Annotated in this window: 11 protein-coding genes and 1 pseudogene; 7 read left to right on the top strand and 5 right to left on the bottom strand. The window is 39.0% G+C overall.

Annotated elements, in window-relative coordinates; genetic code table 11:
* The first annotated feature begins 430 nt into the window (after positions 1-430).
* Entirely contained in the window at positions 431-1513 is a 1083-nt protein-coding gene (locus R9C00_07945) for a DUF4837 family protein (protein ID WPO37378.1), read from the top strand.
* Between the two features lie 278 nt (positions 1514-1791).
* Here the strand turns inward: R9C00_07945 and R9C00_07940 are convergent, their stop codons facing one another.
* Together R9C00_07940 and R9C00_07935 are read right to left on the bottom strand one after the other, a co-directional pair.
* Positions 1792-3303, bottom strand: a complete 1512-nt coding sequence (locus R9C00_07940; protein WPO37377.1) for an arylsulfatase — start codon at positions 3301-3303, stop codon at positions 1792-1794.
* An 88-nt stretch (positions 3304-3391) separates the two neighbouring features.
* Positions 3392-3940 carry a hypothetical protein gene (locus R9C00_07935; protein WPO37376.1) on the bottom strand — a complete coding sequence of 183 codons (549 nt, stop codon included), beginning with the start codon at positions 3938-3940 and terminating at the stop codon, positions 3392-3394.
* A 597-nt stretch (positions 3941-4537) separates the two neighbouring features.
* Here R9C00_07935 and R9C00_07930 point away from each other — a divergent pair.
* The gene (locus tag R9C00_07930; GenBank protein ID WPO37375.1) at positions 4538-4708 is read left to right on the top strand and encodes a hypothetical protein; all 171 of its coding nucleotides are present in this window, start codon (positions 4538-4540) and stop codon (positions 4706-4708) included.
* Between the two features lie 136 nt (positions 4709-4844).
* On the opposite strand, the gene R9C00_07925 is transcribed toward R9C00_07930, so the two are convergent.
* The 3 genes from R9C00_07925 to R9C00_07915 all read right to left on the bottom strand — a co-directional run bounded on the left by R9C00_07925 (position 4845) and on the right by R9C00_07915 (position 7042).
* Positions 4845-5594 carry a peptidase E gene (locus R9C00_07925; protein ID WPO37374.1) on the bottom strand — a complete coding sequence of 250 codons (750 nt, stop codon included), beginning with the start codon at positions 5592-5594 and terminating at the stop codon, positions 4845-4847.
* A 125-nt stretch (positions 5595-5719) separates the two neighbouring features.
* The gene (locus R9C00_07920; protein ID WPO37373.1) at positions 5720-6196 is read right to left on the bottom strand and encodes a GNAT family N-acetyltransferase; all 477 of its coding nucleotides are present in this window, start codon (positions 6194-6196) and stop codon (positions 5720-5722) included.
* 153 nt (positions 6197-6349) lie between these two features.
* Positions 6350-7042 (bottom strand): hypothetical protein, encoded by a 693-nt coding sequence (locus R9C00_07915; GenBank protein WPO37372.1) that lies wholly within the window; start codon positions 7040-7042, stop codon positions 6350-6352.
* Between the two features lie 258 nt (positions 7043-7300).
* On the opposite strand from R9C00_07915, the gene R9C00_07910 reads away from it, so the two are divergent.
* The 5 genes and pseudogenes from R9C00_07910 to R9C00_07890 all read left to right on the top strand — a co-directional run bounded on the left by R9C00_07910 (position 7301) and on the right by R9C00_07890 (position 13633).
* On the top strand, positions 7301-8302 hold the full coding sequence (locus R9C00_07910; GenBank protein WPO37371.1) for an LLM class flavin-dependent oxidoreductase: 1002 nt from the start codon (positions 7301-7303) through the stop codon (positions 8300-8302).
* 693 nt (positions 8303-8995) lie between these two features.
* The gene (locus R9C00_07905) at positions 8996-9562 is read left to right on the top strand and encodes a Crp/Fnr family transcriptional regulator (GenBank protein ID WPO37370.1); all 567 of its coding nucleotides are present in this window, start codon (positions 8996-8998) and stop codon (positions 9560-9562) included.
* Between the two features lie 84 nt (positions 9563-9646).
* Positions 9647-10564 (top strand): SDR family NAD(P)-dependent oxidoreductase, encoded by a 918-nt coding sequence (locus R9C00_07900; protein WPO37369.1) that lies wholly within the window; start codon positions 9647-9649, stop codon positions 10562-10564.
* 1853 nt (positions 10565-12417) lie between these two features.
* Positions 12418-12630: pseudogene (locus R9C00_07895) on the top strand (dihydrofolate reductase family protein).
* Positions 12631-12784: 154 nt separating this feature from the next.
* Positions 12785-13633 carry an SDR family oxidoreductase gene (locus tag R9C00_07890; protein WPO37368.1) on the top strand — a complete coding sequence of 283 codons (849 nt, stop codon included), beginning with the start codon at positions 12785-12787 and terminating at the stop codon, positions 13631-13633.
* Positions 13634-13916: the final 283 nt, after the last annotated feature.

Genomic DNA, 13916 nt, shown 5'->3' with positions numbered 1-13916 from the left:
CAGTTTTCCGTAAGAGCTTGACCCAATTCGCTTTTTCTTTATTGCTTATGAACACAAGACCCATTTTTCTCACATTTCGTCAAAAATAGTACTCAAGAATGAACAAATTTCGCACCTTATTTTCACTATTCCAGCCACTCTTCTTTAAATTTTCACTTTGCTTATGGTTTCCAAGTACTTATGCAGTAGTACTGATTTTACAGCCTTGCAATACATATTCTCTATTTCACTTTCATTTCCGCTCAATAAACCTTCAATTTGCTGGGGCTAACCTATAAGATACTCACGGCTAAACATTGTTTAGGACATTATAAAAGAATAAATCTAAAACAATTCTCTCCAAACATGTGTATCTTTTTTAGCTAATCGCATTAGATAAATAAGAACATTATCAACCGAATATTTTTTATAAAGACAACATCCATTACTTATGATTTCAACCCTGAAACAAACTATTTCCCAACTACTCTTTTTGTCTGTTTTCCTTCTCATACTAGGTTCTTGTAATAAAAAACAGAAAAAAGCCGCAGGGCTTCTTCCTTCTGCCAAGGGCGACAAAGGTGAGATAATACTAGTGATGGACACTGCAAGATGGAACGGTCCTTTAGGCGATGAGCTCAGGAAAATATTTCTCTCCCGAGTACCTGGCTTACCGCAGCCAGAACCCATGTTCACCGTGAGGGCTATCGACCCGTTCAAGTTTAGCAGCTTTCTTACCCAGCACAAAAACCTTTTGTTCGTCACCTCTTTGGAAGACAACACGCCCGGAAACAGGAAAATGATCAAAAAATTTTCGCCAGAAGCGCTCGAGCGCATCAAGATAGACACTAGCCTTTATATGCAAACCAGCACCGATGAATATGCCAAAGGGCAGTTCGTTGTGAACCTATTTGGCATAGACGATGCCACCCTTCTTCAAAAACTAAAAAATAATGCGGAAAAAATAAGAGAAACCTTCAATAAGGTGGAAAGAGAACGGCTTATCAGCGACATCAGGAAAACTAAAATGAACAATAAGCTGATGGAAATAGTGAAAACGAAGCACAACTTCAGCATGAGGATTCCCCAAGGTTACAAGCTGGCAAAAGACACGACCAACTTTATTTGGTTGCGCTTTACCGAGTACGAGTTTGACAAAAATATTCTCATCAGCTACAAACCGTACCGCTCTACCGAAGAGTTTCAGCATGAAAATATAGTACAGCTCAGGAACGATATCATGCAAAAACAAACGCAGGATCCTGACAATGCCGCTTACTTTGTAGTTACCGAAGAACTGATTCCGCCTGTGTTCAAAGAGACTTCTATAAACGGAAACTATGCTATTGAGGCCAGAGGACTTTGGAAGCTAAAACACCGGTTTATGGGCGGTCCTTTCTTAAGCTATACTTTTGTGGACAAAGCTGGTGAACGCTTGTTCTATATTGAAGGATTTGTAAGTGCTCCAGGCACTACCAAACGGGAGCATATCCGCGAACTGGAAGTCCTCCTCCGTACTTTCCAGACGTTTTAATTCAAAAAAAAGCTCGGCGCAAAACGCCGAGTTTTTTTTATACCTCTCTAACTTAAAACACTCATTGAATTCTGCTTTTCTTCTTGCTTGGTACAAATATGCACTGAATTTCCCCCTCTCCACATACCAAACTATTTGAACAGGAATAATCTCTGCTGAACAGGAGTTTTTGAGGATAGACGAGTTTTAGAAGGTCATAAAAAATGGCCATAGAAAATATCTACGGCCACCGAATAATTTAGCAAACTAAACCTTTTCTAATCTTTATTTCCTAGCACTTATTGCCTTCCAGATTGAGAAGTCATGCTCTGCACTATTTTATCAACCGATAAAGACGAACCCATCACAGGAGGGTACTTCTTAAATGTTTCGAGGAAGTTAGCAGTAAACTCTTGGGCAGGAACAAATAGCCACATATTATCAGCGTACCATCTTGTGTACAAAGCAGCTTTCCAAGAAACCTCATATGGATCTGCTCTTAAGTTGATAGCGATTGGCCAGCTTGGAGACTTACGATAAGCTTCGTTAATTGAACCTTCCATAATGGTAAAATGCAACTTCCAATCTTTATAACGGATGGCGTTCAAGTTACCTGCCGCATCAAAATAAAAGATTTCCTTACGTGGCGCCTCATCTACTTCCCCTTTAAAATAAGGCAGCAGGTTGTACCCATCCAAGTGGGCATTGAATGTTTTGCCAGCAGCTTCATAGCCATTTAGCAACTTTTCTTTAACCTTAGGCTCACCAGCAGCAGCTACCAAGGTAGGCATCATGTCCTCATGCGAGAAGATGTCATTATAAATAGTCCCAGGTTCGATAACGCCCGGCCAGCGAATGGCACATGGAGCACGGAAACCTCCTTCCCAAGTCGATCCTTTCTCACCTGCAAATGGAGTAGTTCCGCCATCAGGCCATGTGAATTTCTCAGCACCGTTGTCGGTAGAATACATAATGATGGTGTTATCAATAATCTTCAGTTCCTCTAGCTTGGCAAGTACTCTTCCTATCGCTTTATCGTGCTCTACCATACCGTCAGGATACAGACCAATTCCTGTCACTCCTTGGCTTTCCTCTTTTAGGTGCGTCCAAACGTGCATACGGGTAGCGCTCAACCAAACAAAGAATGGCTTTCCTTGTGCATGGGCTTTTTCTATAAAAGCAATGGCCGCATCGGTAAACTCTTCATCGGCAGTCTCCATACGTTTTCTGGTAAGAGGGCCTGTATCTTCCACTTTTCCATCGGCATAAGAATGCAGCACTCCCCTTGGGCCATATTTCTTGTGGAACTCTTCGTCCTTAGGATAGTAGTACGATTCTGGTTCTTCTTCAGCATTCAAATGATACAAATTGCCAAAAAACTCATCAAAACCATGGTTGGTTGGCAGGTGTTCATCTCGGTCACCTAGGTGGTTTTTACCGAACTGACCTGAAGTGTAGCCATGAGGCTTTAACAGCTCCGCAATAGTCGGTTGATTCTCTTTAATACCCTGCTTAGAGCCAGGCATTCCAATAGTCAATAAACCAGTTCTGAACGGGTGCTGTCCAAGGATAAAAGCCGCACGACCTGCAGTACATGATTGCTGGGCATACCAATCGGTGAACATCGCACCTTCGTTGGCAATCCTATCAATATTTGGGGTTTTGTACCCCATCATCCCGTGGTTATAAGCACTCACATTCGCCCAACCAATATCATCGCCCCATATCACCAAAATATTAGGTTTTTTCTGGGCAAATACTGCCGAGCTAAAAAAGATGCTCAATAATGTGATAAAATAGATTTTCTTCATTGCTTCAGTTATTAGGTTAAATATTATCTATTAAAAATTCTCAAATACCTATCAGGTTTTATGCATTATTAATGTATAAACATCCTTTTCAAAATAGCTTGGCAACCCCAAATCCTATTACCCAAGAGTTGTACCCTTCAATTTTAAAATCTGCCATCAAGCTAGCTCCAAACTCCCATTCTTCTTTATATTCTAAGCTATATTCTGCGCCTAGCCGAACCAAGGCGAAACTTTCCTCCTTGGCATATTCGCCACCACCTCCGGCCATTAAAGAAAAGTGTCCATTCAATTTTCGGGAAGCCATAAGAGCCATAGCTATTGGGCGACTTCTGTCCTTTATGACCTCTTTTTCATTTTCAATTTCAAAATTTTCCAGCACCATGTCGGTGTGAAGCCCTACGCTCCATAGTCGGTTGATGCGATAGTCGTAATCTATCCCCCAACTACTTAGCGCCAACCATGTCTTTTTCCCCTCTACATTTATTCCAGAAGGCACATGAGTATGCCCCAAAACCAACATGATTTTGTGATGTTTTAACCCACTTTCAAGTTCTTCGTGTTCTGTCTCATACTCTTGCCCCCAACTCAGGGTGCTTACCAAGAAGAAAAAAAACATAAGAAGTACAGGTGCTTTCATTCTTTTTCAGTTTTTATAGGTTTGATGAATAGCGCTACTGAAGCAGAAAAATGTTACCAGTAAAATCAGAAGCGTTTTCTTCATGAGAATATATGGTTCAAATATTTATATAATTCTTAAATCAAGACGATTAGGCACACCGAGGCCTTGGGAGCTCAGCTCAACTCTTTCCAATTAAAGCAGTAGAAATAATCCCTCACAATTGTAATGTTCAACCCTTTTGCAGCAGGTTGAATAGTAATACATAGCTAAGTATTGATAAAAACTGTTTTACCAATGTTGATTAAAACGGAGCTGGTTAGAAAAATGCTGGTTTACTTTTATAGTAGAATAGAACTTCATTAAAATTAGCTAATGCCAATCTTGCAACAGAACAGGAAGTCACACCTTTAACAAAGCAATTACTGACCTAACCAAAGGCACGCGAAAGTTGTTTTTATTTTTTCATAAAATTTTTCCATCTCTATTCTCATTCTGGAAAAATGTTACAAGCAATGTCAACAACAAAGTAACAATGCAAATTCTTATAATAATCAAACCACACGAGACTGTGGTCCAATTATTTTACTCACAGCCCACACAGGCTATGATGGGCACTTGATTTTTTCAGGAACAAACGAGGTTCGTGCGGGCTACAACACTCCTACTGCCGAATACATAGATGTACAAGAATCGTACAACCACACTTTTATAGATACGATGAGAGCCAAGGGCAGCTCAAATGCCTACCGTAACCTTATAGTGCAGACCTATAACTCCTACATATGATCTGAACTTGATTACTTTTCGATGCCTACCGATGTAATTGCCGATAGGCTAATGTACTTCCTACGAGTATATGAAGCCACAGGAACGAAAACCTTCACCATCATGAAGAAATAAATTCCAAGAAGCTGTTTTGGAATTATTTAAGAATAACCGAGTCGAGTTTCTCTTCAACTATTTCTCCATCTTTCATGGAAACGAAATAGCAATTATGGTCTTCATCTAAAGATACTATCTTAAAAGGCTCTCCATTCTTGAAAATAATTCCTGCGTTGTTATCCATCGCATACCCAGCTCTGAAAATGCCATTTTTTATATTCTTATGGTACAATGGCCTGCGGTACTCCTCGCTGTCATAATGAGGGCAATGGCTAAATGGAAGAAAGCCCAAACCTTCTACCACGGTCAATTCAATAGGTCGAGAATCCGTAGTCCCGTTGTCGAACCAGCAAAGTGACCCGGCACTTCCTCCTGCTAATACAATACCCTTTTCCAGCGCCTTTTGCAGCACCGTATCAATTCCCTGCACCTTCCAAATGGCTATCATATTAAGGGTATTCCCCCCTCCTACCACTATGGCATCCATACCCAACAACACATCCTCAAACGACTCTTTTTGCCTATAAGAGCTGATCCAAACTCGCTGCACATAGGGTTCTACCGAAAGGTCGTGCACCAGATCGTACCACCTGATAATTCCACGCTCGCTATCTCCCGAAGCCGTGGGCAAAAAACAGATCTTTGGTCGCTCCTTTCCAGTAAGTTTGATAATCTCCTTCATGAACAGTTTGTTCGGCCCACTTCCTGAAGGGAAAATATATTGGTCTTGGGCAACCGCCATTCTGGCAATAAAAACAGAAATAACACTTAAAATAATAAACTTTCTCATGGACTTTTTTTGTGGTTGTAAATAATGTGAAATAAATCAGTGTAGCGTACCCAAAAGCAAGCTCGCTAAGGCGTGAAATAATATGTAAGGAAGGATGATTCTGTGGTAAAAGTTGTAAGACCAGGTCACGAACCTGGCTCTGACTTAAAGATATAATCTTTTTTCTCAATCACCATCGGCGTTATAGGATAGTTATAAAAGGAGCTCTTTTCCCCTGTAACTTTTCCCCCTAGCCCCAAGACCATCTCAACGGTTATATCCCTCGCATCGATCACCACTTTTTCCACTTCCATTTGGAAAAGCTCGTTAAAAGATTTCCTCACCAATTGTTTGCCTAAGCCAAGCCCTCTCAATTGCTGATGAACCGCCAGCCTTCCCCAGTGCCATTCAGCATTAAGATTCCAAGCAGCAACCGTCCCCACAACCTCCTTACCTTTTCGGATACACCACCATTTTTGCTCTTCTTGGGTAAGCGGAATCAATTCCTTAGGAATATTTTGCTCTTTGGAAAAAACACTTTCCAAAAACTCTAGGGCAGCGTTAGACAAATCAGCTGGTAACCCTTCTATGATATAGTCAGATGAATGATTGTTATTTCCCAAGTTGCATTGTTTTGTTTGACTTTGAACTATTGATCGGGGCTCTTCTTACTACATAAATAATGATTATCATTCAAATCATACTTTGTTGAAAACAAAAAAGCTCTCCAAATCTAATTGGAGAGCCTTTTCTATTTAAGAAGCTACTAAGAAAGCTTATTCGCACTTTTGATCATAGATAAAAATATGCTTGGCGAAATATTTCCATTTTGGTTCTTCATCGTTCAGCGCATCACATCCACCAAATAGCTGGGCAAAACCTTCTTTCTTATACTTCCCCTTTTTTATCAGCGTAGGTCTTTCCCCGTTTACTGAAATAAAATGGGAAGTATCGTCACCGCCAGTTAGCATCATCGACTCCGATGAAAGCGTACTAGTTTCATTTGCTTCTGGGTTTGCATACACCTTGATCTTGGAATCGAAGCCAGGGTTCACCAACTGAACTAAAGCGTAACTTTCTCTCTTGGTTGGCAACTGAATACGCTCAAAAATCACCCACTCTGTTTCTACCAACTTCAAGAAAGTAGTATCTGAAGCCCTTTTGATTGTTGTAATCAAGGCCATATCTTCATAATTAGCCCCCATTCCTGGCACTACGGCTACCGACCTAATCTCCATTGGCTTAAATTTCAGCTTTTCCTCGTCAGTTTTTAGGGTAAAGGCTTTTAGCTGACCATTAGATTGAGATGCCCCGCTAATTCGTCCCCGAATAGTATCACCTGCATTGGTAATCACATAAGCTTTTTCACTGTTTAAAATCTCGCTTTGAGGTAGTTTTTGTACAAAAAACTGTGCTTGGGTGCTTGAATAAGCGAGAGCAAAAAAAGTTAACAACGTAAGAATTCTCATAGATACAATTTGGTTTGTGAAAGGTTTTTTTTAGAATAAAAACTGCTCAACGATAGATCAGTAGTTCACGATTTTTTAAAGAACGTAAGGTGTATGCTCAGATTGGACAGAGAATTCAATAAATATTATGTGGAGTAGAGACGCTTCTTCTGCTGGTTTACCTGCCTTTCAATCTTAAAATGGAACTTTTGCCCCAAAATACGGTTACAGACTAAGTTAAAATCAACCAATAGACTAACCTAAGAGAGAATCGACGATATGAACAATAGATTGAAAAACATCCCGCTATCTGTGCTAGACTTGGCAGTGATACTGGAGAGCTTTGGTCCAAAAGAAGCATTTAAAAATAGCCTCAGCTTAGCACAAAAAGTAGAGGAATTAGGCTACAAACGGTTTTGGTTGGCCGAGCACCACAACATGGCAAGCATCGCCAGCTCGGCTACTTCCGTACTGATCGGTCATGTAGCAGGGGGAACTTCCAGCATTAGAGTAGGATCTGGTGGCATCATGTTACCCAACCATGCGCCCTTGATGGTCGCCGAGCAATTTGGCACCTTGGCATCCTTATACCCCAACAGGATCGACTTGGGCTTGGGCAGAGCGCCCGGCACCGACCAACATACCGCCAAAGCCTTGCAAAGAGATGAACGTGCTGCATACAAATTCCCCCAGACCGTTCGGGAACTACAAAAATACTTTTCGACAGATAATAGACATTCGCCAGTAAGAGCCATCCCAGGCGAGGGTATGGATATCCCCATTTGGATTTTGGGATCGAGCACGGAGAGTGCACATTTGGCAGCATCTTTTGGCTTGCCTTATGCCTTTGCCAGCCACTTTGCCCCACAACAACTCCACCAAGCTTTGCAAATTTACCACAACGAATTCACGCCTTCGGAGCAGTTACAAAAACCCTACACTATTGCCTGCGTTAACGTGATCGCGGCCAACAGCAACAAGGAAGCAGAACTCCTCGCTACTTCCATGAAGAAAATATTCATGGGTATCTTAACGCAAGATCGTCGCCCATTACAAGCGCCGGATAGCTCCTTTGTATTGCCCCCAGAATTTGAACAGGCGCTCAAACCTTTCCTAGCCTATTCATTCATTGGCGATGCGGAAAAAGTAAGCGACAAGCTCGGCAAGTTTGTGGAAAACACTCAAATAGATGAACTCATGGTCACTTCGCATATCTACGATCATGCAGCAAGACTTCGCTCTTATGAGATTTTGAAGGAATTACATTTGGCAGAGGTGTAATTATAAAAACATCGATTAAGAACCATATAGTAATGAAAAGAACTGGTCAGGCCCTAAGAAGCTGTTTAGAAACATAACTTCAAAATTCTTATGTGCTTCTTTTTCGTTAAGTACACTGTAAACTAAATAACCGGGTATTTTAATGGGAATCACTATTCTGATTTTTAGACCCTGCTGACGGTTACTAGGTGCTAGTTACGGGTTACTAGTTTCAACTAAGTAATGAGTTGATTAACTATCTTTTTCTTAAAAAGTGAAAGATTATTTTTTTAAGAAAAAACTAGCAATCGCAGCGGCGGACCGTCAGCAACAATCAATTACGGTAGCAAACCAACAATAGGCTTTATTTAAAAAACACGAAAACTTAGTTTACAAGATACTTAAAACCTCCGCACGTAGCGCTGCTATGCTTGTCGGTTTTACCTCATTCTGCATCCAAAATAAGCGATAACAATTTTTGAATTTAATATCCCTGTAAAAATCCACGTCCTATGGACGGACGTGGATTTTTACAGGGATATTAAAGTATATTGTAATCTGAAAAGTAGTTGCTTAAACCCGCTAATGCTCATACATAAAAACGTTGTTACCTGCAAGCATAAAACCCAACCAAATGAAGCAAAACTAAAATCAACCAACCCTTTTTGCCATTTGACAAATTCCGAATAAAATGTAATGACAATCTTTGTGACTATGGATAAATTGATAAACTATCTGTTGGAATTTGGGCAGCTAAATCAACAGCAAATTGACTTGATAAAGAGAAAAGCACAGGTATTGGAATTGAAAAAGGGCGATTACTTTTCCGAAGCAGGAAAAATACCAAAACAAGTAGCTTTTATTGAAGAAGGTATTTTACGGGTATGTTACTACAACAGCCAAGGGGATGAAATCACCAAATACTTTGTTGATGAAAACAATTTTGCTGTGGACATAAACAGCTTCAATCAAAAAATCCCCTCTTCAGAATATGTGCAATCCGTAACAGATTGTACACTACTTGTGTTTTCCACAGAATCACTCAACGATTTGTCAGCCACTATCATTCAGTGGGATGGCATTATCAATAAAATAACCGAAAAAGCATTGGTTGAAAAGGTAAATAAACTAAGTCCAATGTTAGCCGAAGATGCCAAAACAAGGTATCTTAGTTTTTTAGACAAATTCCCGAATTTAGCCAACAGAATTCCACTTTCCTATCTCGCTTCTTATTTAGGAATCACGCAATCATCATTAAGCAGGATTCGAAAAAGCATCTGAATTCATTATTTGCCAAATGGCAAAAGTTTTTGCTTTTGAAGTGCTGAACTTTGCTTCATCATTTTAATAGAAAACAAAAAAAATATGGATTCAATAATTATTACAGGAGCAACCAGTGGAATTGGTTTTGAGTGTGCTTTACAAATGGCTAAAAAAACCAAAAACGAACAAATTATCATTCCTGCCAGAAATATTAAAGCAGGAAAAGGAATAATAGAAAAAATAAAATCCAAAACAGGTCATAAAAACCTAAAATGCTTGGAATTAGATTTGGCTTCTTTAGAATCTATAAGAAAGTTTTCTGAATCATTTGCCAAAGAAAAAAACAACTCCATTTCTATCTTGATAAATAATGCAGGAGTACAGAATATTGGCGAAACACAATTTACGGCAGATGGATTTGAACAGACATTTGGTGTAAATCATCTTGGGTCGTTTGCCTTGACTATGCAATTATTACCCTTTATGAAAAATGACGGACATATAATATTCACATCGAGTGAAACACACGACCCAGCACTCAAAACACCAATAGAACCACCTATTTATACGAGTGCCAAAGAACTTGCTTACCCAAAAGAAACTTCCGAAAAACCTAACATAGTTGGACAAAGAAGGTATTCTACATCAAAATTGTGCAACATAATGACAACATACGAATTGCAAGAGCGCTTAAAACATACAAATATTAGGGTAAACGCATACGATCCAGGATTAACACCAGGTACAGGACTTGCGAGAACTTACACACCTGTTATGCGATTTTTATGGAAAAATATCTTCCCTGTTTTGACCTTATTCAAAAGCAATATCCATACACCAGCGCAAGCAGGAAAAAATTTAGCAAACCTTGCATTTTCTGAAAAGTACAAATACTTAAAAGGAATTTATTTCTCGGATGGTAAAGTGGTTAAAACATCTGTTGATTCTTATAATAAAGTTTTTCAAAAAAGTCTGTGGAATGGCAGCCTAGAACTGACAAAAACCACATTTACAGAATAATATAAAGAAACTTTAAAAAAATGGCAACAGGTAATCGAGACGGCCGTGAGCCATAAACCCACGGTGCACCTCTGGAACGCCAGCCCGGTCACACCACCCAGCGTACGGACTAGAATTCTAAGACTATAAGTAATTGCTTGTTCTCGCCTACTTCTGAAAATCCTCGCGGATTTTCAGCTTAGTGTGTACTTGCAAAGTTAAGTGCAAACCGCGCAACTACTCATAGTCGAAACAATGACACAAAATAAATATCAGTTCAACATTAAGACTTCTAACAAGGGACAATCCAACATACCCTTGGAAGAAGGTAACCTGTTGGGTGGTCTCATTAAAAAAACTCTTAGATTCTTTAACATATCTACCAAAAATTTCTTATAATGATACTCGTACAATAAGTATTTGACAAATTACATCAAGTAGTGTTTCTAATTTAAATTAGAGTAATGAAAGGATTATTAACAACATTATTTTTTATTCCTCTTTATTTTTTCTCAACATTTCTTTTTTCTCAAAATCGCTACTGGGTAGGGAACTCTACTTATCTCACTAATTTCAGTACAACATCAGAAATTAATGAATGGAACCTTATAGAAGACAATGGAACGGGAGCATGGCAACTTTCTGGCAATGGAACTGCAATCTTAAAAATGGATGATGCTGCAGGACTATATGCCAATAGAATTTTTAACGTTGATGGAGCTTCTCCCAAGTTACTTCCGTTGGATCCTATAAATGGTATTGTAGAATTTAATTTGATTTCTGTAACAGGAAGTATTCAAAATTATTTTCTTCAAGTTCAAGAATTTAATTCCAGCGGAACTTATTTAACAGAACAAAACCTTCTTTTTGGAACAAATACAACTGGTTATTTTTCAGTTGACTTAAGTACTATAACATGGAATGCTTCTACTACACAAATTCGTTTTATAATTGGTGGTTCGAATTATACAGCACAGCAGGGAGCTATAGAGTTTGATTATTTTAGTTATACTAATAGTAATAAAAATTGGAGTAACCCTAGCAACTGGTCTCTTACTTCGGGAGGTCCTGGAGGTGCCTCACCCCCAGGAATTGGCGATACCGCAATATTTGATGGATCGGGTAATTTTAATGGCATTTGTTTTTTAGATGCCAATACTTCTGTAGGAACAATACGCATGAATGGATACAACGGAAGTATAGATCTAAGAGGTTATAATTTAACAATAGCCAATGAAGCGACTTTTCAGACAGGTCAAATAACTAATTCTGGTTCCAATACAAATCTAACTCTAAATTGTACTGATGATGCTACATTTTCAGGAACAACGTTTAATGTAGAAGTAAATGGGGCTGTAGACGGACTTTTTCTAAATGGCTCAACGTTCAATAATGTTTTAACAATCTATAAAACTGAGCTTGGGTTAAATGAAAGTGAAGGAGGAAACCATTTCAATGATACTACCACCATAACGTGTAATAATATTTCAGCTACCCTTCGGTTGGCCACCATGAATAATGATACCTTTAATAATGAAGTAACTTTTAACCAAATACTTGGCATTTTAGAACCTGCCTACAATAATACTACTGCGTTTTATGCAAACGTAACCTGCAATGGCGTAGGCAGTATCGTATTTGGTGCTGACACTGGATCTACTTTTTTTTGGGGAAGTTCTGCGCAGTCTATTTCAGCTACTACTACCCCAACGTTTAGTCGATTATTAATAAACAAGCCCTCTAACAATCTAACCTTAAATACGCCAATAAATATTGGCATAGAAGCGACTTTTACAAGTGGGGTTATTAATTCAACAGCAGTCAATGACATTACTTTTATTGATAATTCTATTGTATCCGGAGCAAGTGCCAGGAAAGATATTTATTGTGATGGTGGTGCTGAAGTCGTTAACGAACTAGTTAAAAATGACCTCATTGACGAGCTTATTATTTCCATTGTGCCTATTCTTCTTGGCAATGGTACAAGATTATTTAAAGAAGGTAGACCTGAGCAATTATTGGAGTTTGTAAGTACTAAAACATTTGATACGGGATTGGTACAATTGTATTACAAGCGAAAAAAATAACGAACCCCAACACCGTGTATAGTTTATTTCGGTTGAATTTCCTCATCGGAAATTCACGCTTTTTTACTAATTTAGTCCACGGCGGAAAGTGACTCGCGTCCATTTCCGCAACGAAACCATACCCGATACCGTTAGGCATAATTAAAAACAGAACATGAAAATCGCAGTTACAGCAGCAAACGGGCAATTAGGTACTTCCATTGTCAATGAATTAAAAAAGGAAATTGGTAAAGGGAATGTAATTGGGATTGTTAGAACACCTGAAAAGGCTTCTCACCTCGGTATTGAAGTAAGAAAAGGGGATTATAATAATCGAGAAGAATTCATTACTGCTTTGAAAGGAGTTGATTCAGTGCTACTAATTTCAGGTATGGATGACCCTCAAAAAAGGATTCGGCAACACAGTAATGTAATTGAGGCTGCTAAACAAAATGGTGTCAAGAAAATAGTCTATACAAGCATTATTGGTGACGAAGAAAAAACCGCTTTTAGCCCGATAGTAAAAAGTAATCGTCAGTCTGAAATGGATGTAAGAGAATCAGGCTTGAATTGGGTAATTGGTAGAAATGGAATTTACCTTGAACCAGATCTTGAATATCTTGACACTTATGTAAAAGAAGGTGAGATTAGAAACTGTGCGAGTGATGGAAAATGTGGATATACAAGCAGAGGTGAGTTGGCTTTCGCATACACACAAATGTTGCTTCACGACAAACACAACGGGCAGACCTACAATTTGGTAGGAGAACCAATCTCACAATTTCAATTAGCTGAACTTATTAATCAGGTGTTTAATACAGATTTGACATACAACTCAGTTTCGGTAGAGGCATATGAAAAGGAAAGAAAAGAAGAACTGGGAGATTTTATAGGGACAGTCATTGCAGGTATATACAATGGAATCAGAATTGGGGTGAATTACGTGAAATCTGATTTTGAAAAGGCAACGGGAAGACCTCATAAGTCTACCCTAGAGATTATGAAGGAGTTTAAAGAGAGTTAGAGAAAACTATGCCCAATCGAGGTACTGTACTGGCTTGAGATGAAAAGAAAAGAAAGGAGTTCCTTGATTACTACATCATAGTGTTTCGTAGACTGGTTTTGTATTTTCTTTTCTAATTAAACAAGATACTAAAAATTGTAATTTGACAAGTGACCATAAAGATATGAGTAGACGGCTGACTACCAATCGGTAGCCAGTTCACCTCACTAGGCGTGCCCCTAGTACGCGCTTGGTCACACCACCCAGCGTACCGTCTGGAATTCTAATAGCCTCTGTATCCAGT

The sequence above is a fragment of the Flammeovirgaceae bacterium SG7u.111 genome (genome assembly GCA_034044135.1).
Taxonomy (GTDB): Bacteria; Bacteroidota; Bacteroidia; order Cytophagales; family Flammeovirgaceae.
The sequence above is the reverse complement of the archived record's forward strand: the minus strand, read 5'-3'. Positions and strand labels throughout refer to the sequence as shown.

What these genes read in the sequence shown, in the direction of transcription:
- R9C00_07945 (WPO37378.1), top strand. Translation starts at nt 431, where the DNA reads ATGATTTCAACCCTGAAACAAACTATTTCCCAACTACTCTTTTTGTCT.
- R9C00_07940 (WPO37377.1), bottom strand. Translation starts at nt 3,303, where the DNA reads ATGAAGAAAATCTATTTTATCACATTATTGAGCATCTTTTTTAGCTCG.
- R9C00_07935 (WPO37376.1), bottom strand. Translation starts at nt 3,940, where the DNA reads ATGAAAGCACCTGTACTTCTTATGTTTTTTTTCTTCTTGGTAAGCACC.
- R9C00_07925 (WPO37374.1), bottom strand. Translation starts at nt 5,594, where the DNA reads ATGAGAAAGTTTATTATTTTAAGTGTTATTTCTGTTTTTATTGCCAGA.
- R9C00_07915 (WPO37372.1), bottom strand. Translation starts at nt 7,042, where the DNA reads ATGAGAATTCTTACGTTGTTAACTTTTTTTGCTCTCGCTTATTCAAGC.
- R9C00_07910 (WPO37371.1), top strand. Translation starts at nt 7,301, where the DNA reads ATGAACAATAGATTGAAAAACATCCCGCTATCTGTGCTAGACTTGGCA.
- R9C00_07905 (WPO37370.1), top strand. Translation starts at nt 8,996, where the DNA reads ATGGATAAATTGATAAACTATCTGTTGGAATTTGGGCAGCTAAATCAA.
- R9C00_07900 (WPO37369.1), top strand. Translation starts at nt 9,647, where the DNA reads ATGGATTCAATAATTATTACAGGAGCAACCAGTGGAATTGGTTTTGAG.
- R9C00_07890 (WPO37368.1), top strand. Translation starts at nt 12,785, where the DNA reads ATGAAAATCGCAGTTACAGCAGCAAACGGGCAATTAGGTACTTCCATT.